Source organism: Ruegeria sp. CK1, assembly GCF_056536545.1.
The window spans coordinates 198,316-219,596 of sequence record NZ_JBQFPX010000003.1 but is presented as its reverse complement, the minus strand read 5'-3'; the positions used below and the strand labels follow the sequence as shown (position 1 = coordinate 219,596).

At 54.7% G+C, this 21,281-nt stretch carries 18 protein-coding genes; 9 read left to right on the top strand and 9 right to left on the bottom strand.

Annotated features, from left to right (window positions below; translation table 11 throughout):
* Positions 1-66 precede the first annotated feature (66 nt).
* Positions 67-684, bottom strand: a complete 618-nt coding sequence (locus ACR0L3_RS10250) for a TetR/AcrR family transcriptional regulator (RefSeq protein WP_480745617.1) — start codon at positions 682-684, stop codon at positions 67-69.
* A gap of 170 nt (positions 685-854) precedes the next feature.
* Here ACR0L3_RS10250 and ACR0L3_RS10245 point away from each other — a divergent pair, with 170 nt between their 5' ends.
* The 5 genes from ACR0L3_RS10245 (at position 855) to ACR0L3_RS10225 (ending at position 5,398) form a co-directional block, all read left to right on the top strand.
* Positions 855-1,784: an AEC family transporter gene (locus ACR0L3_RS10245; protein ID WP_480745616.1), complete on the top strand. Its 930-nt coding sequence runs from the start codon at positions 855-857 to the stop codon at positions 1,782-1,784.
* Between the two features lie 102 nt (positions 1,785-1,886).
* Positions 1,887-2,720, top strand: coding sequence for an S-formylglutathione hydrolase (gene fghA / locus ACR0L3_RS10240; RefSeq protein ID WP_480745615.1), 834 nt, complete (start codon positions 1,887-1,889; stop codon positions 2,718-2,720).
* Between the two features lie 3 nt (positions 2,721-2,723).
* Positions 2,724-4,181: a Si-specific NAD(P)(+) transhydrogenase gene (gene sthA, locus ACR0L3_RS10235; protein ID WP_480745614.1), complete on the top strand. Its 1,458-nt coding sequence runs from the start codon at positions 2,724-2,726 to the stop codon at positions 4,179-4,181.
* The gene (locus ACR0L3_RS10230) at positions 4,178-4,633 is read left to right on the top strand and encodes a YaiI/YqxD family protein (protein ID WP_480745613.1); all 456 of its coding nucleotides are present in this window, start codon (positions 4,178-4,180) and stop codon (positions 4,631-4,633) included. The genes sthA and ACR0L3_RS10230 overlap by 4 nt, the downstream gene beginning before the upstream one ends.
* A gap of 144 nt (positions 4,634-4,777) precedes the next feature.
* Positions 4,778-5,398, top strand: a complete 621-nt coding sequence (locus ACR0L3_RS10225; protein WP_480745612.1) for an HAD family hydrolase — start codon at positions 4,778-4,780, stop codon at positions 5,396-5,398.
* Here ACR0L3_RS10225 and ACR0L3_RS10220 read toward each other — a convergent pair whose 3' ends face one another.
* The gene (locus ACR0L3_RS10220; protein WP_480745611.1) at positions 5,399-6,640 is read right to left on the bottom strand and encodes an MFS transporter; all 1,242 of its coding nucleotides are present in this window, start codon (positions 6,638-6,640) and stop codon (positions 5,399-5,401) included.
* A gap of 148 nt (positions 6,641-6,788) precedes the next feature.
* Here ACR0L3_RS10220 and zapE point away from each other — a divergent pair, with 148 nt between their 5' ends.
* Positions 6,789-7,847 (top strand): cell division protein ZapE, encoded by a 1,059-nt coding sequence (zapE, locus tag ACR0L3_RS10215; protein ID WP_480745610.1) that lies wholly within the window; start codon positions 6,789-6,791, stop codon positions 7,845-7,847.
* 73 nt (positions 7,848-7,920) lie between these two features.
* Here zapE and ACR0L3_RS10210 read toward each other — a convergent pair whose 3' ends face one another.
* The 4 genes from ACR0L3_RS10210 to ACR0L3_RS10195 are packed head-to-tail and all read right to left on the bottom strand — an operon-like array spanning position 7,921 to position 14,173.
* Positions 7,921-9,195, bottom strand: a complete 1,275-nt coding sequence (locus ACR0L3_RS10210; protein ID WP_480745609.1) for a bifunctional folylpolyglutamate synthase/dihydrofolate synthase — start codon at positions 9,193-9,195, stop codon at positions 7,921-7,923.
* Positions 9,195-10,124, bottom strand: a complete 930-nt coding sequence (gene accD / locus ACR0L3_RS10205) for an acetyl-CoA carboxylase, carboxyltransferase subunit beta (RefSeq protein WP_480745608.1) — start codon at positions 10,122-10,124, stop codon at positions 9,195-9,197. Before accD ends, ACR0L3_RS10210 begins: the two co-directional genes overlap by 1 nt.
* Positions 10,125-10,182: 58 nt before the next feature.
* Positions 10,183-11,124, bottom strand: a complete 942-nt coding sequence (locus ACR0L3_RS10200; protein WP_480745607.1) for a CPBP family intramembrane glutamic endopeptidase — start codon at positions 11,122-11,124, stop codon at positions 10,183-10,185.
* Positions 11,066-14,173, bottom strand: a complete 3,108-nt coding sequence (locus tag ACR0L3_RS10195) for an ABC transporter transmembrane domain-containing protein (protein ID WP_480745606.1) — start codon at positions 14,171-14,173, stop codon at positions 11,066-11,068. Before ACR0L3_RS10195 ends, ACR0L3_RS10200 begins: the two co-directional genes overlap by 59 nt.
* Before the next feature lie 242 nt (positions 14,174-14,415).
* Between ACR0L3_RS10195 and ACR0L3_RS10190 the strand changes: the two genes are divergently transcribed.
* From ACR0L3_RS10190 to ACR0L3_RS10180, 3 genes are all read left to right on the top strand, one after another.
* Complete coding sequence (locus tag ACR0L3_RS10190) at positions 14,416-15,177, top strand: DUF6478 family protein (protein WP_480745605.1); 762 nt, start codon at positions 14,416-14,418, stop codon at positions 15,175-15,177.
* A 10-nt stretch (positions 15,178-15,187) separates the two neighbouring features.
* Positions 15,188-15,547, top strand: coding sequence for a hypothetical protein (locus ACR0L3_RS10185; RefSeq protein WP_480745604.1), 360 nt, complete (start codon positions 15,188-15,190; stop codon positions 15,545-15,547).
* A 79-nt stretch (positions 15,548-15,626) separates the two neighbouring features.
* Positions 15,627-17,153: an MFS transporter gene (locus ACR0L3_RS10180; protein WP_480745603.1), complete on the top strand. Its 1,527-nt coding sequence runs from the start codon at positions 15,627-15,629 to the stop codon at positions 17,151-17,153.
* 46 nt (positions 17,154-17,199) lie between these two features.
* Here ACR0L3_RS10180 and ACR0L3_RS10175 read toward each other — a convergent pair whose 3' ends face one another.
* The 3 genes from ACR0L3_RS10175 to gpmI are packed head-to-tail and all read right to left on the bottom strand — an operon-like array spanning position 17,200 to position 21,191.
* Positions 17,200-18,540, bottom strand: a complete 1,341-nt coding sequence (locus ACR0L3_RS10175) for a S41 family peptidase (protein ID WP_480745602.1) — start codon at positions 18,538-18,540, stop codon at positions 17,200-17,202.
* A 6-nt stretch (positions 18,541-18,546) separates the two neighbouring features.
* Positions 18,547-19,677 (bottom strand): murein hydrolase activator EnvC family protein, encoded by a 1,131-nt coding sequence (locus ACR0L3_RS10170; RefSeq protein ID WP_480745601.1) that lies wholly within the window; start codon positions 19,675-19,677, stop codon positions 18,547-18,549.
* Positions 19,674-21,191: a 2,3-bisphosphoglycerate-independent phosphoglycerate mutase gene (gene gpmI / locus ACR0L3_RS10165; protein ID WP_480745600.1), complete on the bottom strand. Its 1,518-nt coding sequence runs from the start codon at positions 21,189-21,191 to the stop codon at positions 19,674-19,676. Before gpmI ends, ACR0L3_RS10170 begins: the two co-directional genes overlap by 4 nt.
* Positions 21,192-21,281: the final 90 nt, after the last annotated feature.

Genomic DNA, 21,281 nt, shown 5'->3' with positions numbered 1-21,281 from the left:
TAGCGATCCGCTTGCCTTTAGGAAAACACCTGCCCGGCTGCACAAATCTTGACCAAGCAGGCTCAATTAGACCCCGTAGCGCGCCATGAACATGTCCACCGCTTGAAGCGCGATTTCATCGATCTCAGTTTGGCTGAAACGCGTCTGAATACCCAATGCGGCTTTGGACCAGATGCGAACTTTACACAGTTCCGAGAACTGCTCGGCGGCAATTTGCAGGTCTTCGATGGCCAGTTCGTCTTTTTTCACGGCCTTTTCAAGATACTCAACCAAGTGGCGCTGACCGTTTTGCGGCCCCGCCTCATAAAAGGCCATGCCAAGCTCGGGGAATCGGTCGCGTTCGGCGACGCAAATTCGAAACACCTGTTGCGAAAAATCAGATACCAAAAACGTCGTCAATTGCGTCGCGGCGATCGTCAAAACCTCGCGTGCGGGCTTGGAGTCATCGATCATCGAAATAACATGTTCAGCAAGCCGCTTGCATTCCGTTTGCGCGACTTCCATGAACAAAAGACGCTTGTCAGGGAAGTAACTGTAAAGCGTCGCTTTGGATACTCCTGCGGCCCGTGCGATATCGTCTACGCTGGCACCTTCAAACCCATCCGCCATAAAAACCTCTCGGGCACCCTGCAAAACCTGGTCGAATTTGCGGCCAGAGCGGAGGATGGCAGCGGTCTGGGTCATGAGCTCTCCTTGGAATGTTGATCCCACCAAACTATAAACCGATCAGTTCAGATACAACGATTCTCATAAACAGCTTGCGTTTTGACTTACGAACTATGGTCATTACTCCTTCAAACTCAGGTACCCGTTGATGATTTGCCCTTTGGTCAAACAATGCTAACACTCTGACCATGGTCGAGATTTTTCTGCGAACCCTTCCGTTTTTTGCAATCATCGGCCTGGGGTACTGGGCCGGACGCAGCCGGTTTTTCACCGAGGACGCGACGGCATATCTGACCAAATTTGTGTTTTATTTTGCGCTTTCGGCCATGCTGTTCCGATTTGCCGCGACCCTACCTTTTGCAGAAATCTTCAATGGCCGACTGGTCATTGGCTACCTGTTGGGGACCCTGGCAGTATACGCTTTGGCGACCTTTGTGGCTTGGATTCGTGGTCTCGACATACCGACCGCAGCGGTTGAGGCGCAGTGCGCGGCTATTGGAAACGTTGGCTTTCTGGGGTTGCCGATGTTGGCCTTGCTGCTATCCGAGGCTGCAATAGGTCCGGTGATGTTGGTTTTGGCTGTGGACCTAGTCGTTTTTTCTTCGCTGATCGTGATCCTGATCAATGCCGGACGCGATGGTCGTTTGACGCCCGCGACCCTTCGCGTGATAGGGCTCGGTTTGGTGAAAAACCCAATGATTGTCTCCATATCGGCGGGATTGCTGTGGTCGTCGCTGCAGATTCCAGTACCATCAGCTCTAAACGATTTTCTGACCATATTGGGTGGTGCGGCCACGCCCGGCGCCTTGTTCGCGATCGGCGCTTCGCTTGCTTCAAAGTCCGCCGAACGTGTGCAGATTGCAGCTTGGTTGAGCTTCTGCAAACTGATTGTGCACCCGGCCTGCGTTGCTGTTACGCTGCTGTGGCTGATCCCGATTGAAACATTTCCAGCCACGGTTGCCATTGCTGCTGCGGCGCTGCCAGTGGCGGGGAATGTCTATATGCTGGCGGCACATTACGGTGTGGCTCCTCATCGGGCCTCTGCCGCCATTTTGTTGTCCACGGCGGCTAGCATCCTGACCGTACCGGTCGTTATTGCCTGGCTGGCAACAATCTGACGAACATCTTACAAAAATTTAGCCTGCCAGAGACCCGCGGCCTTTACGCCACGTCGATGGGCCGTTAGCCATGTCGCGACCTCAAGTGAAGGACTCTGATAGATGGAAACCCTCTCGGAAAATGCCTGTTTCGGTGGCGTGCAAGGCGTGTACCGCCACACTTCCTCCGCCTGCCAATGCGACATGACTTTTGGCCTGTTCCTGCCTGCCGAAGCCAAGGACGGCCCGGTTCCCGTACTTTGGTATCTGTCAGGCCTGACCTGCACGCACGAAAACGCCATGATCAAGGCGGGCGCTCAAGCTTGGGCTGCCGAGCAAGGGATTGCCATAGTTTTCCCCGATACTTCACCGCGCGGTGAAGGTATTGCCGATCACGAAGACTATGATCTGGGACAAGGTGCAGGGTTTTACGTAAACGCAACGCAATCGCCTTGGGCACCTCATTTCAACATGTGGGATTACGTGGCTGAAGAGTTGCCAACGTTTCTTTCTGAAAACTTCCCCATTGATGGAGAACGTCAGGCGATCACAGGCCATTCGATGGGCGGCCATGGCGCGCTGACGCTGGCTATGAACCTGCCTGGTCGGTACCGATCGGTTTCGGCCTTTGCACCGATTTCGAATCCGATGGGCGCAGATTGGGGGCGCAAACAGCTGAGCGCCTATCTGGGTGATGACGAGGCCAAATGGGCCAAGCATGATGCGTCGTTGATGATGAAAGAAACAGGTTTCAACGGCCCAATCCTGATCGACACTGGGACCGATGACCAGTTCATCGATCTTCTTCGCCCCGAAGCGTTGGCCACCGCCATCGCCGAGCGCCGTCAACAAGCAACCTATCGTCTGCAGCCGGGTTACGATCATTCCTATTTCTTTGTGTCGACGTTCATGGAAGATCACATCACTTTCCATGCCGAAGCATTGTATGGGGACTAAAGGATGAGCAGTTACGACTATGACTTGATTATAATTGGGTCAGGCCCATCCGGGCGTTCCGCAGCGATTCAGGCCGGCAAGCTCAAAAGACGCGTTCTTGTGGTCGACCGCAAGGACCGGCTCGGCGGCGTGTCCGTCCATACAGGAACGATTCCCTCCAAAACCCTGCGCGAAACGGTGCTGAACTTGTCCGGCTGGCGCGAGCGCAGCTTTTATGGCCGCTCTTACCGGGTAAAGGATCAAATTCGCGCCGAAGACCTCAAAGCGCGCTTGCACATGACGCTGGACCATGAGGTTGACGTTCTGGAACACCAGTTCAATCGCAACCACGTGGAAACCTTGAACGGTCTCGCCAAATTCGTCGGCCCGCATGAGGTTGAGGTTGCGACGGACGCCGGCGAAACAACGCGCCTGACAGCGGCCAAGTTCCTTATTGCTACCGGCACCAAGACCTATCGCCCCGACTATGTGCCCTTCAACGGCAAGACAGTGGTTGATGGCGACGATTTTCTTGAGATGGCCGAGATTCCTCGTGCCTTGATCGTGATCGGTGCTGGAGTGATCGGCGTAGAATACGCAACTATGTTCTCAGCCTTGGATGTGCGCGTAACTCTGATTGAACCGCGTGAAACCTTCCTTGATTTCATCGACAAACGGTTGATTCACGATTTCACCCACCAAATTCGTGAAAACGGTGTTGATCTGAGGCTAGGGTCTGCGGTTGAGAAGATCGAAGATGCCGGGGATCATGTCGAAGTCACGTTGGAAAATGGTCGCCATGTACGCGCCGAGATGTTGCTGTTCGCCGCCGGGCGCATGGGCGCGACTTCGGCGCTCAATTTGGGCGCGGTCGGGTTGGAGACCGACCATCGCAACCGGATCAAAGTGGATCGAAAAACGTATCAAACTTCGGTTCCGCATATCTATGCGACCGGAGACGTGATCGGGCACCCGTCTCTGGCCTCTACCTCGTTGCAACAAGGTCGTGTGGCGGCATGTCATGCGTTGGACACCCCTACCCTACCGGAAAGCCCGTGGTATCCTTACGGCATATATTCTGTTCCTGAAATTTCAACCTGCGGCATGTCCGAGGAAGAATTGCAGGAACGTGGCATCCCCTATGAAGTCGGCGTGGCGCGGTTCCGTGAAACCTCTCGCGGGCATATCATGGGTCTAGAGCATGGAATGCTCAAAATGCTGTTCTCGTTGAAAACACGCCGGGTTTTGGGTGTGCAAATCGTCGGTGAAGGCGCGACCGAACTGATCCACATCGCGCAGGCTGTGCTGAACTTGAAAGGCACGGTTGATTACTTCGTTCAGAACACGTTCAACTATCCGACACTGGCCGAAGCGTATAAGATCGCCGGTCTGGACGCTTTCAACCGCATGCCGATCCCCGAAGAGTTCAAGGTGCGCAAAAAACCCTCCGAACCCGAGAAGAAAGAGGCCAAGAAAGCTTGACCACTCTTTACGTTGACGGTGATGCCTGCCCAGTGAAAGCCGAAGCGGAACGGGTGGCCACTCGGCATAAAGTGCCGATGGCACTGGTGTCGAATGGTGGATTACGGCCTTCGGCAAATCCCTTGGTGCAGGTCGTCATCGTAGCGGAAGGTGCAGATGAGGCGGACAAGTGGATCGCCGAACGCTGCGGTTCTGGGGATGTTGTCATCACTTCCGACATACCGCTGGCAGCAAAATGCGTTGAGGCCGGGGCGCGCGTTATGCGCCCCAATGGCGAGATATTCACTGCGGCCAATATCGGCCAGCAACTGGCGATGCGCGACCTGATGGCTGACTTGCGCGCGGCCAACCCTCTGGGCGCTGGCGGTGGCGGGAAGCCTTTTGGAAAGACGGACCGTTCCCGATTTCTGGATGCGCTGGAACGCGAATTACGCGCCGCTTTGCGCGGATAGTACGCCTTCCAGTCGACGACACGTCTAAGATAGGCTTTCCTTAGTTGGGCCGAAAAGCGCGTTTTGCTGCGTTTGCGGCTTGTAAATGTGGTTCGGGATTGGTTCAGTCGGACGAAACCAAGATTGATTTCCTAGGGGTTCCTAATGCCGATTGAAGCAGTGATTTTCGATATCGGAAATGTTCTGATCGAATGGCAGCCAGAGCGCTATTATGACAAGGTCATCGGGGAAGATCGCCGTCGCGCTATGTTCACCGAGGTTGATTTGCACGGAATGAACGACCTAGTGGATCAGGGGCATCACTTTACCGATACGATTTATGATTGGGCTGAAAAATACCCGGACTGGCGCGACGAGATCCGTATGTGGCATGATAAATGGATCGAACTGGCCTCTCCGGAAATCCCGCATTCTGTCCGTCTGCAACGCGCTTTGCGGGCCAAAGGCGTGCCTGTTTTTGCCCTGACCAACTTTGGGGTGCAGAATTTTGACTACGCCACCACAATCTATCCGTTTCTGAACGAGTTCGACCGGCACTATGTGTCAGGCCGGATGAAAACCGTGAAACCGCATGTACCAATCTACGAGATGGTTGAGAAAGATTGTGGTCTGCTCCCCAGTCGTTTGTTGTTCGCAGATGATCGCATCGACAACATCGAAACAGCCCGCGGTCGGGGATGGCAAACGCATCACTTCACGGGACCAGAAGGTTGGGCAGATCGTCTGGTCGCAGAGGGTTTGCTGACCCCGGAAGAGGCCGCCTAGTCACGCCGCCGCCGCGGCGATTGGACGGTTTTCCCGAATGGGCAGATGGACAATGGCGCTGAACGCACCGATGGCTACTCCGATCCACCAGACAAAAGTGTAGTCGCCGTACTGGTCGTACAGACGGCCACCCAACCAGATGCCCAAGAAGCTGCCGATTTGATGGCTAAGAAAGATAATTCCGTAAAGCGTACCCATGTATCGCAACCCATAAAGGTGGGCTACCAGTCCAGATGTCAGCGGTATTGTCGCAAGCCAAAGTGAGCCCATAACCAACGAGAACAAAATGACTGAGATTGGAGTGATCGGGAAAATGATAAAAATCGCCGCAGCAAGCGTGCGACCCGTGTAAACGGCGGCCAACAGGTATTTCTTGGGAAAGTGATTGCCAGCCCAGCCCGCCAGTAGCGTGCCACCGATATTAGCTAGACCAATCAAAGAAATGGAAACAGCGCCAAGGGCTGATGTAGTTTGAATGCCCATCGAATGCAGTAGACCGCCTGGCTGGATGGGTCCGCACATTTCGGTCACAAAGGCGGGGAAGTGTGCCGTGACGAAACCCAACTGATAGCCGCAACTGAAAAACCCAAGAAAAATCAGCGTATAAGACGGATCCCGAAAAGCACGGCCTAAAATTTGGCCCATGCTTTCTTCTAGTTCAGCTTTGCTCGCAGGTTTTGGAGCGCGCATGAAAGGCAGGGTGAGTACTAGTGCCAAAATAGCTATCGCAAAGACGATGAACACTTGTTGCCATGGCATAAATGTCAGCATCCACTCTGCAGTTGGCGCCCCCAAAACCTGACCGAAGCTGCCTGCGGCCGTAACAAGGGCCAGCGACATGGACCGGTTTGCATCTGAAGACGCCCGCCCCACCACGGCTAGAACGACACCAAACCCGGTTCCCGCGATTCCAAAGCCAACGAGCCACGCGTACGTTTGATGCTCGAAAGGTGTCACGGACCATGCTGTCAGAACCATACCGGCGGCATAAGTCAGAGCACCCAAAATGATGGCCCGACGGTCGCCGATTTTTTCAGCAATCGCGCTAAAGATCGGTTGCCCAATACCCCATGCTAGGTTCTGAATCGCGATTGCCATGGAAAAATCGCTACGCAGCCACCCGAACTCATCCGCAATCGGAATCTGAAACACCCCAAACGATGCGCGCACGGCGAAGCTGACTGTGATGATGATACAGCCAACGATCAGGATTGGGTTCAGAAGGCGAGCGGATTGCGGCATGGGGACCTCGGGTATTTTACTCGGCGGACGTTAGCGTATTTGGAAAATGCGTCAATTCAGCAGTTTTGCGGTCACGGATAAGGAAATTTGATGTGTCGTCGAAAATGGCTGCTTTTCAAGGCGCAACGCGGGCGCTATGGCTCGGCCCATGACGGATTTGATTTCGCTGTACGACACTCGCATTTCTGAAGGCACTCTGACACGGGACGACGCGCAAGAGGCTGTTCTGCCGCACTTCGAACGCATCCGAGAAGCGTTGGCCACCCCAATTAAGCGTGGACTTTTTCGCAAGCCGCCACCTCCGCCCAAGGGTTTATATCTGTGGGGGGGCGTAGGACGCGGCAAATCCATGCTGATGGATATGTTCGTTGATGCACTGGAGGATATCCCTTCTCGACGCGTACATTTTCACGCTTTCATGCAGGAAATTCATGCCGGGATGCACAAAGCCCGCCAAGATGGTGTTGAAGACGCATTGGCTCCGGTCGCGCAAGACGTTGTAAAAACAGTTAAGCTGCTGGCGTTTGACGAAATGCAGATCACAGACATCACCGATGCCATGATCGTCGGTCGTCTTTTCGATCTGTTGCACGACGGTGGTGTGGTGGTTGTCACTACATCCAACCGGCATCCCGACGATCTATATAAAGACGGGCTGAACCGTCAGCTGTTCCTTCCGTTCATCGCACATATCAAAGAACAGCTTCAGGTTTGGGAGCTGGTCTCACCCACCGACTACCGCCAAAACCGCCTTGAAGGCGCTCCGGTTTATTTCACTCCGATCGGCCCGGAAGCGCGTCAGAATATCCGTAGTGTTTGGCAGGACCTGTCAGGTGGCACAGCTGAACCTTTAGTGCTGCAGGTCAAAGGGCGTGCCGTCGAACTTCCTGAGTTTCGGAACGGTGTCGCACGCGCCTCGTTTTATGATCTGTGCGGTCGGATGCTGGGCCCTGCGGACTATCTGGCGATTGCTGAAGTGCTGAAGGTTCTGGTGCTGGAAGACATCCCGCGACTTTCGCGAAATAACTTCAACGAAGCCAAGCGCTTTGTCACTCTGATTGACGCATTATACGAGGCAAAGGTCCGGTTGATCTGTTCAGCCGCCGCTGAACCCGAGATGTTGTATGTTGAGGGCGAAGGTATTTTTGAATTCGAAAGAACCGCTTCGCGCCTGCGCGAGATGCAAGCTCAGGATTGGGGGAAATAGGGGGCGCTGCCCCCACCGCGCTTTGCGCGCCTCCCACGGGATATTTGTAGCCAGATGAAGCCCTGCGGGCAGGTCAGCCGTTTTCACGCAGGACGTTGCCCGCAAGATAGAGCGAGCCACAGATCAGGACGCGTGCCTGGGGATCTTTCGCCACAATAGATTTTAGCGCCTCTAGGACGCTATCTGCTATAGAAGCGGGCAGGTCGACCTTGGTTGCCGCAGCCGCAGTGTCTTCGGCGCTAAGCGTGGCAGCTTCTCCGGGGATGGAAACCGCGGTCAAGCTTTGGGCTTGCTTTGCCAGCGGCGCTAAATAACCCGTCACATCCTTTGTGTTGAGCATTCCACAGATCATATGTGTCGGGCGTGCTGGCAGTTTCGCCAATACGTCTGCCAAAGCTACGCCTGCGGCGGCATTGTGGCCGCCATCCAGCCACAACTCGGCTTGCGGCGCGGCCTCGACCAGCGGGCCAGTTTTCAGCCTTTGCATGCGCGCCGGCCATTCTGCCTTAGTTACGGCAGCTTCATAAGCGTCATCACCCAGATTCAGGTGCCGCAGAACTACCAGCGCAGCGCCCGCGTTTTGAATCTGATGGGCACCCAATAAGTTCGGCAACGGCAGGTCACGTAACCCGGTCTCGTCCTGATAAATCAGACGACCGTTTTCCTCGTGCACATGCCAGTGCTGACCGTGCACCAACAGCGGAGCCCCCAGCCGCGCGGCAGTATACTCGATGACTTCTAAAGCTTCGTCTTGTTGTGGGCCGACGATGCATGGCACGCCGGGTTTAATGATCCCCGCCTTTTCGGCGGCGATTTTGCCCAGTGTATTGCCAAGGAATTGTTCGTGGTCGATGGAAACCGGCGTAATCACTGTAACAGCAGGTTGGGCGATAACATTGGTGGCATCCAGACGGCCACCCAGCCCGACCTCAAGCAGCGTATAGTCCGCCTGCATCCGAGCAAAGGCCAGCAGCGCAGCGCAGGTCGTGATCTCGAAATAAGTGATGTTCTCGCCGCCGTTTGCCGCATAACATTCATCCAGAACCTCTGTGAGGGCAGGCTCTGATATCAACTCTCCAGATAAGCGAATGCGTTCGTGAAACCGCGCGAGGTGGGGTGACGTGTAAGCGTGAGCTGATAGCCCCACCCCTTCAATCCCGGCGCGGATCATCGCCTGGGTCGAGCCTTTGCCGTTGGTTCCGGCAATGTGGATCACTGGCGGCAATTTGTCTTGCGGGTTATCAAGCTCCGCCAAAAGACGCCAAACCCTGTCCAAGGTCAGGTCAATGATCTTGGGATGCAAGGCCATCATCCGGTCAAGGATGAGGTCGGACGTTTGACCGGTCATTATTCGGCCGCATCCTCGACCGGAGCATCGGTCTTGGTTTCTTCAGGCTCTGGCGCTGGCAAGTCGCCTTTGACCGCAGGAGGCTGGTTCATCAGCATACGCGTGATGGTGATCAGCTCATCCCGCATCTCGGTGCGTTTTGTCACGCGGTCCAGCATGCCGTGATCCAGCAGGTATTCGGCGCGCTGGAACCCCTCGGGAAGTTTTTCCCGAATGGTCTGTTCGATTACGCGCGGCCCAGCAAAACAAATCAACGCGTTGGGTTCCGAAATATGTACATCGCCCAGCATCGCGTATGAAGCGGTTACACCGCCAGTGGTGGGGTGAGTGAGCACAACGATATAGGGCAGATTTGCCTCTTTTAGCATTTCGACGGCAACTGTCGTGCGCGGCATTTGCATCAGGCTAAGGATACCCTCTTGCATGCGTGCGCCGCCGGCAGCCGAAAACAAGATAAGCGGACGCTTCAGCTTCACCGCCTCTTGCGCAGCAGCGATGATGGCGTTGCCTACATACATGCCCATTGACCCGCCCATGAACGAAAAGTCCTGCGCAGCAGCCACAATCGGAGTACGCCCGATCTCGCCCGTGGCGACTAGCATTGCCTCTTTTTCGCCGGTCTTTTTCTGAGCCGCCTTCATACGGTCCGGGTATTTTTTTTGGTCCCGGAATTGCAATGGGTCAGCAGTCGGGGCAGGAACATCAACTTCGGTGAAGATGCCGCCATCAAACAGGTGCTGGAAACGGTCTCGAGGTGTAATGGCCATGTGATGGCCGCACTGGGTACAAACGTTCTGATTTTCAGCCAGCTCACGGTGGAACAGCATGGTGCCGCACTCGTCGCATTTGTGCCATAGGTTTTCGGGCACTTCCCGGCGAGAGAAGATCGAGTTGATCCGGGGGCGGACGTAGTTTGTGATCCAGTTCATGTCGGAACCTTGTTATGCGGCGTTGACGTCAAATAAGACGCTACGGAAGGAATTGCAATCAGCGCCTGAGCGCAAGACGCGCAGTTAACCAACTGACAAGCATCACGGCAAAATCCACAAACAGCCATTGCCGCAGCAACCCCGTCTCGGTCATGTCATAGGGCGGCAGATACAAAGCAAGGCCGCTTAGGGTTTCTGGTAACGAAATGAACAGCAGCGCGATAGTATTGTTGAGGAAATGCAGTGCGATAGCTGGCCCCAACGTCCCCGAACGCGCAGTTAAATCCGCAACCAAAAGCCCAAATACACAAGACCATGCCGCAACCAGCAGAGCGTTTTCACCGGTGATTCCCGGCGCATAATGTCCCGCAGCAAATAGAATTGAAGGTAGACCCATCCAGATTACAGGGGACCGGAATCTGGCCGCCAGTGATTGCTGGATATAACCGCGAAACAACACTTCTTCGGCGCTGGTCTGAATCAGAACCGCGAACGCGGACAACGGAAGCAACAACAACCACGTGGATAAGGCAAGGTTTTCGGTCAGAGGCTCACCCATCCCGTATGGTGGCAGGACCGTCATCACCAAGCCAAGGATCACAAGGGCGCGTAATACTTGCCAGAACTGGCGCAGGCACAGGTTCCAGGGGCCGAGAATCGAGGCGAGCGATCGACGTTGCAATTGCCAGGCCGCTAGGGCGACGCCCAGGGTTAGAAACCCGAAACTCATTAAAAGAACCAATGTGGTAAACGGCGTCGTGCCCAACAAAAGACTCTGGATCTGATCGGGTGGAACCAATCCGCCGACTACCCCGAAAAGTACAGAATTCAGTGCGATGTACAGCGCGAGAATAATGATAAGCCCGATGACAAGGCGCCACAATTCGGGGCGCGCACGGGCATCTCTGACCAGTTGTTCGTGGGCGGCATAGGCGGCGGGGTCATGCATTGTTGCCAGAGCTTTCACCTTTGACGGCTTGAGGCAGATCCGGAAAGACATCGGATATTTTCCGCATAGTGTTGACCCTAGTGGACAAAGTGGTCAGATACCCCGCGACAGTCTGCAACAGCTGAACTGCTACCGAAGAATCGCTTTCGATCACGGCGCGGAGCTCTTCTGCGCCGATACGTAGGAATTTACAGTCCGTTATTGCAGTCAGGTCCATTTGCCTCAGCTCTCCGGTGATGATCGAAAGGTCTCCTATCAGCCTGCCAGGCTCAATGATCGTAAGGGTGCGTTTTGTTCCGTCATCGTCTGGCCAATCCAGTTTGGCTTGCCCCGTGATGCATAGATAAGCCGCATCGGGTGTCTGACCTTTGGAAAAGATCGTCTGGCCTTCGGCCACTTCGTACCATTGCGCCGAAAACGCGAGTAGCCGTTGGTTGCGAGCGTCAATACCCGAGAAAAGTTCAGTAGAAGAGATGATTTCCAGTTTGTTGCTGAGATCGTCCGAAGCTCCTCCTTGCTGACGGGCCTCAGTTCGCGAAACGCCATCGATACGGCCATCCTTGATTTCGATAAATAGATCATAGGCTTCGGGATGGTCAAAGTGATCTTCCATGAAGATCATGATCGACTCGGGTAAAAGTTCACGCAACCGCAGGCGTGTTCGCAGACGGCTTTCGGAGTCGTGGCTGGCCAGAGCCTTGTCGAGAATAAGAATGTCGGGGCGTTTAATACCAGCACGGGAAAACGCAGCACGTTCCTGAAACACTGTCGGCAGGTTGTTTCCACCCAGCCCGGTAGGCAAGTCAAACAAAGTGGATGCGGCCCGACGACGTAGACCGGCCTCATTCATAGCTTGGGCAACTACGTCTTCGATCTCTTCCGCTTGGGCCCCGGCGGTCAATGAAACCCGACCATACAAAGCGTTTTCCATTACCGTTAGTCGCGGAAAATAGCTGTCCGGGGACAGTGGAACAAACATATCTTCCAAAGCTTCGCGCAGCTGTTCGGCCTGATCCTTGCGAATGCTGAGTATCTTGTCCTTGTACTCTTCGGGGAAATCCGGGCCGATCTGTTCAGCCGTTAGCAGAAACGGAAGTGTCAATAACAACGACCGTTCAGAGTCGCTGATACCGCCCGCACCCTTGGATTTGCGACGGTCCTTGATATCGAGAAGACGGTGAAACATGTCCTTCGACATACCCAGACGCAGGAACAGTGGGTGATCTGTCCCATCGCGCCCAAAGGCCTGGTCCAGCGTCTCAAGCACGGCGCTGGCCATGGTCATGGCGTCATTGGCCAGATCATGCATGCCAAACATTTTCTTAAAACGCGTATCACCCGCCAACGATTCCGGTGTGATCTCACGCGACGGAGTCGCAAACAACAAGTTACCCCCAAGCGGCACGGTCGGGTTAAAACGTTCAGGGTCAAAACGGTGGACATGCCTGTCCAAATCCCGCTCTTTTAGCCGTTCAGCAACTGTGTCACGCAGTTTAACGACATCTTCCGCCAAAGCAGGATGCAAGTTCGGGTCAAAACGATTTCGCAAGTTTCGCCGCAACATAAACTCGTCAATGCCCATCGCCTCGACCAGCCTAAACCACCAATCGCGAATGTCTTCGATATCATCCAATCCGGCCAAACCGGGATCAACCCATTCGTCGTCCAGCGAATCCGTCGGGTTTCCAGACCGTGCTGCCTCAACCTGCCAGCGACTTGGGCTCGCCTCGGCGTCTTTTTCGTGCTGAGGGTGTGGCTTCAGTGGCATCAACAGGTTGTCACCCAACGTTCCGTTGAAAATGTAGGGCCGCGAATAGGCAAACCCGATACGTGCGGCGATCACGGATTGATGCAGGTCTTTCAGATTGTGACCCGCCATGATGACATCGCCCTGAACAGGCAGAACCTCGCGGGTCAGTACCTGCGCTAAAGCGTTGCGTTCGGACGCTTGATCAGATTGGATCGCCACCCGCGCACCCTTGGGGATTTTCAGATCGATATCTTCCAGAATGGTCTTACCGTCATCGTCGCGCACGGTCACATTGTGCAACTCGATATCCCCGCTCAGATGCGGAATCTCGTCTGGTTCGCCAACGAAAAGCTCCTCTGGAATCATGTCAGAAGGTGCAAAACGTTCCGTGACCACATCCCAACGCAGCGACATGTCTTGAACCTGATTGTAATAAGTCAGCAAATCCTTCCAAGGGCCGCTGAGGTCCTTATAAGCCCCAAGCGCGGCAACCAGCGCACCCACGGTTACCTCACCCTTAATCGCAAGATAGCCCCCGACCGAGTAAAACAGGAATGGGGTCATCTGTGTGATCAGATTGTTAAGAAACTTCATGAAGAATTTCTTGTTGTAAATCTTGAACCGGATCTCGAACAAGCGCCCCAACCGATGGCTGAATTGCGCCTGTCGGTATCGCCACCCGCCATTGGTACGCAGATCACTGATGCCTGCCGCACTCTCCCCGATTTCGGAACTCAGATTTCGGACCTCCTGAATACGCTCTTTGTTCAGTAGGTTAATTTGGCGCTGCAATTTCGGGATGAGCCAGGCCTGCAAGGGGATCAGCGCGATACTTGCAAGGCCAAACCAGACGCTTTGCATAAACAAGAAAGTGACAATGGTCATCATCTGTCCGAACTGGAACACAGGCTGAGCAATCGCATCGCCCATCAGCCCGCCCATCGGCTCTGCTTCGGAGGTGATCATTGATACCAATTCGCCTTGGCTGGTGGTGGCGAAATAGGATTTCGGGAACCGCATAGTGCGGTGGATCAAAGTAAAGCGCAGTCGGCGCAGCATACGTTCGGCCAGAACACCCTTCATCGTATTGATGCGCATCTTCATCAGCCCGCTGGCAATCACGGTAGCCAAAAAGGCAAAGCACAGGATCAAAAGATACTGCACCTGCGTCACGGTGAACCCTAGTATTGTCACCGAGGCACTGGGCGCACCAATCGCACCGTTGATGATTTGTTTGGGCAGCTCGAGCGATGCATACAGAAAGGGAAAGGAAAGAACCGTCAGCAACAGCAGAACAAGCTGTTGTTTTTTAGAGTGTTTCCAGATGAATGCGAATAGAGTGGGTTCCATGCCCCGGTCTTGCCTCAAAACGTTTGGATAGCTTTTGGGTAATCCCTTGCGGTCAGGTATCAGACGGTAAGCACTGACCCGGACGATTGCAAGAATGGCAGGGTCTAACAGGTTGCAGCGACCATTCCCATATCTTTTCGTCTTCTCAACCTCGAAAGTTTTAACCTCACAATCTACTAATTCACCTTTAACCTTGACCCCGTCTTTGACTAAAGAAGGGCTTACTCTTGAACGATAGGGCCATGGGCAGACTACTGGATCGTTTTATTCACCGCCGGGTTGTTGAACGCTGGCGAAAAGCGTTGCGCAGCGCGGCTCATACGCCCGAGCCTCGGTTGCGTCAGCAACGCGATGAGGCACGCAAACTACGATCCCATCTGGAAATGCTGATCCACGAAGCCGATAGCCGTCTGACCCATCCTAGGGTCGGTTCGACCCAATTCCCCAAACCCCTGAGCACCGACTGGAGCTGGCGCCCTGACCTTTGGCGTGGGCCTTTACTGCGACCGGGGTTGGCTTCGGCACCGCGAAAGGCCCAGATCGACCGGCAGTTAACACTTTTCCACGACTGCTATCTCGCCGAGATTGGGATGCGGCAAACACGGAACACCCGCGACAGGGATCTAGCTCCTTACGGTCTGAAAATTGAGGTGTTCGGATTTGCGGGATCATTTTTGTCTTTGTCCGTGGAATTGCCACCCGAGGCAGCGCAGGGTCTTACGAAACAGCATTTGATGCGTGTGGACACACAGATTGAATCTGAACAGCCACTTGAGGTCATCGGGCGGATAAACATCCAACACGGGCCGAATACCGAGCAGGTTCTACGCAAGCTGGATCTTTCGGCCCAATCCTGTTCGATTGATTTCGATCTTGCGCATTTGGATTTGAACGAGGTCCGCATTGAAAAAATTTGGCTGGACCTGATCTTTGAAGACCCCCGAATGAATCGCGTCACACTGCGCGATCTGACCCTCTGCCGCCACCACCGCGCTGATTTGTGAGAGTTCTGGAATGACGCATCCGACATTGACGCCAATTCGGTTTGAAAACGGTCTTTGGCAGGGGCATCTGCAGGCCAAAACCGAACCAACTGTAGAAGTGCGCTATCTGGGCGAGGTTCTAGAAGACGCAAGTATCGCGCAGGCTGAAGAAGGGTGGACGCTTAGTGTCCCTGTTCCAATTGCTGCCTTGTCTGACGGAGTACATAGCTTTGTGATTGCTGACGCTGTCACAGCAGAGCGGATTGGGGATTTCACTGTTATCGCAGGCGCCGCTGCGGCAGATGACTTACGCGCCGAGGTGGAATTGCTTCGAGCAGAGCTGGACATGCTGAAACGAGCCTTTAGGCGAGCGCAAAACGCGGGTGAGTGAGCCGCCACAGGGCAAGTCTCTATCTTTTCATCAGAATTCCGTGCATCCTTGAGCAACCCATATCAACCTGGGCCTGCCTATGGACCGCAGTAGTATTGTAAAAGTGATCGCCTTGATGGTGACGGCGTTTGGGATCGGTATCGATTTCACCGGCGCATTGATCTTGGTTCCGGCAATTGAAAACAGCTTTGACGCTGACATAACCGGAAGCCAATGGGTTCTGAACATTTATGCTCTCTTCTTCGCAATGACGATGGTCGCCGGCGGTCGGATGGGAGATATGTTCGGGCATCGCAAGATGATGATCATTGGGCTGTCTATCTTTCTGTTTTCATCCATCATGTGCTTTGTCTCGCCCAGCCTCGACTTTTTGATCGTAGCTCGCGCCCTGCAAGGTATCGGTGCCGGTTGCGTCTGGCCCTGCACGTTGGCCTTCGGAGCGACGAAAGTATCAAAGCCCGAGCACCGGGCGCTCGTCATGGGGCTAATTCTGGCTGGCGTGACGACTGGCAATGTTTTTGGTCCAATGATCAGTGGTGCCGCAGTCAATTTCGGCGATTGGCGTCTGTTTTTCCTGGCGAATGTCGTGTTCTCGATCGTTTCTATGATCACTGCCATCGTACTCATGAAACGTGAAACTCAGCACAAACAGGGCGAACATATCGACTTTGCAGGAATGGGCATCCTGTCCTTTGCCGTGCTTCTGCTGCTTTACGGGCTGGATGTCGGCGCGGATTGGGGTTGGACATCGGTCCCATTGCTGATGCTGTTTTTCGTCAGCGCAGTTTTGTTCTTTTTCTTTCCCAAAGTGGAAAAGCGGGTGAAAGAGCCGTTGTTATTGCCACAGATGATGCAGAACCGCGAGTTTCTGATCACACTGGGCCTGAATATGTTCACCGTTTCGGGGGTCTTTGTCGGGTTATTATATTTCCCGCAATACATGCAAAAGGTTTTAGGTTGGTCGACTTTTGCTTCGGCACTTGGGCTTGCTCCACTTACGATACTGCTCGCCGTTGGCTCCATCGTGTCCGGAACGTTGTACAATGACTTTGGGCCAAAACGGCTTTTGCTGACGGGCTATTTTCTCGGAACTGCCGGGGCAGCCAGTGTCATCCTGATGCCCGATAACTTGGGATATCTGCAGATCCTGCCTGGTATGGCCATGCTTGGGCTGGGTGCAACACTGACGGTCGGCCCCGCAGGCACTGCTGCCGTATGCGCCGTAAAGCCCGAGAGGGCTGGGCTGGTTGGAGGGCTCAGTTTTATGGTCCACTTGGTGTATGGCGCCATCTCGGTGGCCTGCGCCACTGCGATCATGTACCTTACCAGCCTTCAAAGCCTGGGTGAGCACTTGTCAGCCGCAGGTATCGATATGTCAAAAGCGGATCAGCGGGCTATCAACGGCGGTACGCTATCTACACCTTCTGCCAAGGCCGTAATGGAGAAATTAAGTTCACCCGAGGCCGAAAAGGTCAAAACCGCCATCGCCACAGCTTTTGATACAGGAATGAACATGGCTTTCATTTTCGCAACCTTGTCGGTTTCAGTCGGGATCATATTGGCGATAATGCTGAATGAGGAAAAACTGCACAAAGTTGAAAGCTGAGTCATCTCAAAGAAACAGGGCCGCCTTAGTCGGCGGCCCTTTTCTGTTACTGTGATGGCCCGTTGGGGTTAAAGGCCGACAGACCTTTGAGGATGTCTATGGCATAGGCCAGCTGGTAATCCTCTTCCCGCAATTCGGCGGTGGCTTCAGCACGATCACGGTCTTCCTCGATCTGACGGATTTCGTCTTCGCTGAGGCTGTCATTGTTCAAACTGCCACGCAGGTCGGCTTCGGACCGAGCAGGACGGTTCGAATCCTCTTCTTCCGTTTCAGGCGTCGGGCGCGGTTGTTCAACGATAATGTCTGGGCTGACGCCAAGCGCCTGGATCGAACGGCCCGATGGCGTGTAATAACGCGACGTGGTCAGACGCATAGCGCCGTCGCCCCGCAGCGGCATTACAGTCTGCACAGAACCTTTACCAAAGCTCTTGGTTCCAACCACGATGGCGCGGCGGTGGTCCTGCAGGGCACCGGCAACGATCTCGGAGGCCGAGGCCGATCCGCCGTTGATCAAAACCACAATCGGTTTCCCTTCGGCCAGATCGCCAGGTGTGGCGTTGAAGCGTTCACCTTCGCTCGGGTCGCGGCCGCGGGTAGAAACGATTTCACCTTCGTTCAAAAACGCGTCCGAGACTTTGATCGCTTGCGTCAGCAGACCGCCGGGGTTGTTACGCAAATCCAGAACAAATCCGTTGACCTTTTCAATACCGCCAGCTTCTTCGATCTGTTCATTCAGCCCTTCCTGCAAGTTTGGAAAAGTTTGATCGTTGAAAGTGGTCACACGCAGTACAACACTGGTGCCTTCGGTGCGCGCACGAACAGCTGTCAGTTTGATGGTATCGCGGATGATCGTGACGTCGAATGGGTCTGTTTCACCCTCGCGCACAATGGTGATAACAATTTCCGACCCAACCGGGCCGCGCATCAGATCAACCGCCTTGTCCAGTGTCAGACCAAGTATGCTTTCACCATCGACATGCGTGATAAAGTCACCGGCCTCAATCCCTGCTTCGTCCGCAGGGGTTTCGTCGATCGGAGACACGACTTTCACAAAACCGTCTTCCTGAGTGACTTCAATGCCCAATCCACCAAATTCACCTCGGGTCTGTACGCGCATCTGTTCCGCGTCGTCCGGCGACAGGTAACTGGAATGCGGGTCCAGCGAGGTCAGCATGCCGTCGATTGCTGCTTCGATCAATTCTTCGGACTCGACCTCTTCTACATATTGCGCACGGATGCGTTCAAATATGTCACCGAACAGATCCAGCTGTTCATACACGCTGGCTTTGCTCTCGGCCTCCTGCGCCAGCAGTGGGCCAGCAATCTGAGTGGTTACGAGTACACCTGCCACGGTTCCGGCCAAACCGGCCATCACAAATTTCTTCATACGTTTTCATCCATCCTTGCTGGTCCGAAACCACGATTCCGGGTCCACGGGGCTGTTATCCTGTCTTACCTCTATATAGAGCGTTTCTGACCGGTCAGTTCCAGTGCCATCACCGCTTGTTGACAAAATAGCGCCGATTTCTGGCGTTTCACCCGGCATCAAACCTACCGGAGTGCCTTCGGGGATGACCTGCCCGGTCTCGCCATAAACCTCCTGAAGACCCGAAAACACGAACAAAAGTCCTGGCTGGGGCTCTAGGATCACCAGATTCCCTAAATCCAATAGCGGTCCACGATAGCGTATCGTGGCTGCCGTCGGAGATGTTACAATTGCACGGGGCCGGGTGCCCAATATCACTCCGGGGCGTTTTACACCTGCCGCGTCCGTCTCCCCGGCACGGTGCAGCAAGAGGCCCTGCGCTGGCAAAGCGATTTCGCCTTTCCGGTCGGAAATATCGGCAGTGGTCTGGGCAATTTCCCCTTCCGATATCTCTGATAGGCCGCTGGCAAATCCTTCCAGCGTTTCTGTTGACGAGATCAGGATTGCAGTGCGAATTGGGTCTTCGACAAAGCGCAGGGGCAGGTCTGTGCGGTCGGCGATGGCAGTACTTAACTCGGTCCTGGCAGTTTGGACGCCAGTCAAACCTTCGGTCAGCGTTTCAGAGGCACTTTGCTGCAGCTGTCGCAAAGTCCGAACTTCGTGTAGATCATGTGCCAGCGCCTGCGCGCGAGCGTTCAGACCAGGCGTGACCTCGGACAGCATCATCCCTGCGCGGGCCGAGCCCAAAGCACCCGAAGGGTGGAGAATCAATACCGGAGGAGCAGTCGTTTCGATGGTTTGCAAAACGCCAAGCAACTGCGCGATTTCTTTTTCACGCGAGCGCAGTTCCGCAGTCAGCTGCGCCTCGCGTGTCGCGGCGCGGCGCAGTCCGTCACGCATTGCTGTCAGACCTGCCTCATAGGCTAGTATGGTTTCCGTCAACGCTCGAACCCGGTCGCGGGCACTTTCGGCTTCAGTCAGGGCGATTGACGCGTCTTCGAGCATGCGCACTGCATTTAGGGCTGCTGTTGACGGATCAGTCTGAGCGTGGACAGGCGTCACAAACAAAACCGCCAACAGAAGCGCACGCAGGGTCATGACAACAGGCTCTGACCGGTCATTTCGGGCGGCTGCTGCAAGCCCATCAGTTGCAGTAGCGTTGGTGCCAAATCGGACAAACGCCCGTTGCGCAGCTTGGCGCCTTCCGGACCTCCCACCAGCGCTACGGGTACTGGGTTGACAGTATGCGCGGTATGCGGCCCACCGGTTTCGGGATCGATCATCATCTCGCAATTGCCGTGGTCCGCTGTCACGATCATCGCGCCACCTGCTTTTTCAAGCGCGGCGATGACCTGAGCTAACCCGTGATCCACAGCTTCACACGCCTTGATTGCCGCCTTTAGATCGCCCGTATGACCAACCATATCCGGGTTGGCATAGTTGGTGACTATCAAATCGTACCCGGCTTCGATCGCCTCGACGAATTTTTCAGTCAATTCGACCGAGGACATCTCGGGCTGCAGGTCATATGTCGCCACTTTAGGCGATTTTGGCATGAAACGATCCTCGCCCTTTTCAGGGGCTTCTTTGCCACCGTTTAGGAAAAACGTCACATGTGGGTATTTCTCGGTCTCGGCCAGACGAAACTGACGCAGGCCCTGTTTCGCAACCCATTCGCCCAGTGTGTTCACGATGTCCCGCTTGGGAAACACGGTCGTCATGTAGGCATTATGACCGTCCGAATATTCGACCATACCCAGCAGGGCCGCCAGTTTCGGGCGCTGACCGGTGTCAAAGTCATCGAAATCAGGCTCGCCAATCGCGCGCAAGATTTCACGAGCGCGGTCAGCGCGGAAATTCAGACAAAAGAACCCATCGCCATCCTTAACGCCGTCATAGTCGCTCAGAACTGTTGGTTCTATGAATTCATCGGTTTCCGACTGGTTGTAGGCATGGTCAACCGCGCCGTGGGCTGTGGGTGCGGCCCTGCCCTCTCCCTTGATCATGGCTTCGTAGGCCTCGCTGACACGTTCCCAGCGATTGTCGCGGTCCATCGCAAAATAACGTCCGCTGACCGTAACGACATGCGCGTTGTCGGGCAGTCGGTCTTCGAGTTCGGCTATGTAGCTAAATGCTGATTTAGGCGCCACGTCGCGCCCGTCTGTAACGGCATGCAGCGCAACAGGAACACCCGCATCTGTAACAGCTTTGGCGGCGGCGACAATGTGGTTCAGGTGTCCGTGTACTCCACCATCTGAAACCAGACCCATCAGATGGGCGGTGCCACACGAGCTTTTGACCTTGGCAATGAAGTCTTGCAGGGCTTCGTTGCTGAAGAACGATCCATCTTCGATTGCCAGATCAATCTGCCCTAGATCCATCGCCACCACACGGCCCGCACCGATATTGGTATGGCCGACTTCCGAGTTACCCATCTGACCACTAGGAAGACCTACATCTGGACCATGCGTGATCAGGGTCGCATGCGGGCAATTTGCCATGATTGCATCAAATGTTGGCGTGTTGGCCAAATAAGGCGCGTTGGCATTGGTGTCCTCGGACAGGCCCCAACCATCAAGAATGCACAGGACAACGGGTTTGGGCGCGGTCATTTGAGGCTCTCCGGGTTTCTGCTCTTGGCCTGTCTTTTATCGTCTGACCGTCGGCGGGTGAACCGCCTTTTCACCTGAGCGGGTTAGAAT

What these genes read in the sequence shown, in the direction of transcription:
- ACR0L3_RS10225 (WP_480745612.1), top strand. Translation starts at nt 4,778, where the DNA reads ATGCCGATTGAAGCAGTGATTTTCGATATCGGAAATGTTCTGATCGAA.
- ACR0L3_RS10180 (WP_480745603.1), top strand. Translation starts at nt 15,627, where the DNA reads ATGGACCGCAGTAGTATTGTAAAAGTGATCGCCTTGATGGTGACGGCG.
- ACR0L3_RS10195 (WP_480745606.1), bottom strand. Translation starts at nt 14,173, where the DNA reads ATGGAACCCACTCTATTCGCATTCATCTGGAAACACTCTAAAAAACAA.
- zapE (WP_480745610.1), top strand. Translation starts at nt 6,789, where the DNA reads ATGACGGATTTGATTTCGCTGTACGACACTCGCATTTCTGAAGGCACT.
- ACR0L3_RS10250 (WP_480745617.1), bottom strand. Translation starts at nt 684, where the DNA reads ATGACCCAGACCGCTGCCATCCTCCGCTCTGGCCGCAAATTCGACCAG.
- ACR0L3_RS10220 (WP_480745611.1), bottom strand. Translation starts at nt 6,640, where the DNA reads ATGCCGCAATCCGCTCGCCTTCTGAACCCAATCCTGATCGTTGGCTGT.
- fghA (WP_480745615.1), top strand. Translation starts at nt 1,887, where the DNA reads ATGGAAACCCTCTCGGAAAATGCCTGTTTCGGTGGCGTGCAAGGCGTG.
- ACR0L3_RS10200 (WP_480745607.1), bottom strand. Translation starts at nt 11,124, where the DNA reads ATGTCTTTCCGGATCTGCCTCAAGCCGTCAAAGGTGAAAGCTCTGGCA.
- accD (WP_480745608.1), bottom strand. Translation starts at nt 10,124, where the DNA reads ATGAACTGGATCACAAACTACGTCCGCCCCCGGATCAACTCGATCTTC.
- ACR0L3_RS10185 (WP_480745604.1), top strand. Translation starts at nt 15,188, where the DNA reads ATGACGCATCCGACATTGACGCCAATTCGGTTTGAAAACGGTCTTTGG.
- ACR0L3_RS10245 (WP_480745616.1), top strand. Translation starts at nt 855, where the DNA reads ATGGTCGAGATTTTTCTGCGAACCCTTCCGTTTTTTGCAATCATCGGC.
- gpmI (WP_480745600.1), bottom strand. Translation starts at nt 21,191, where the DNA reads ATGACCGCGCCCAAACCCGTTGTCCTGTGCATTCTTGATGGTTGGGGC.
- ACR0L3_RS10190 (WP_480745605.1), top strand. Translation starts at nt 14,416, where the DNA reads ATGGGCAGACTACTGGATCGTTTTATTCACCGCCGGGTTGTTGAACGC.
- ACR0L3_RS10210 (WP_480745609.1), bottom strand. Translation starts at nt 9,195, where the DNA reads ATGACCGGTCAAACGTCCGACCTCATCCTTGACCGGATGATGGCCTTG.
- sthA (WP_480745614.1), top strand. Translation starts at nt 2,724, where the DNA reads ATGAGCAGTTACGACTATGACTTGATTATAATTGGGTCAGGCCCATCC.
- ACR0L3_RS10175 (WP_480745602.1), bottom strand. Translation starts at nt 18,540, where the DNA reads ATGAAGAAATTTGTGATGGCCGGTTTGGCCGGAACCGTGGCAGGTGTA.
- ACR0L3_RS10170 (WP_480745601.1), bottom strand. Translation starts at nt 19,677, where the DNA reads ATGACCCTGCGTGCGCTTCTGTTGGCGGTTTTGTTTGTGACGCCTGTC.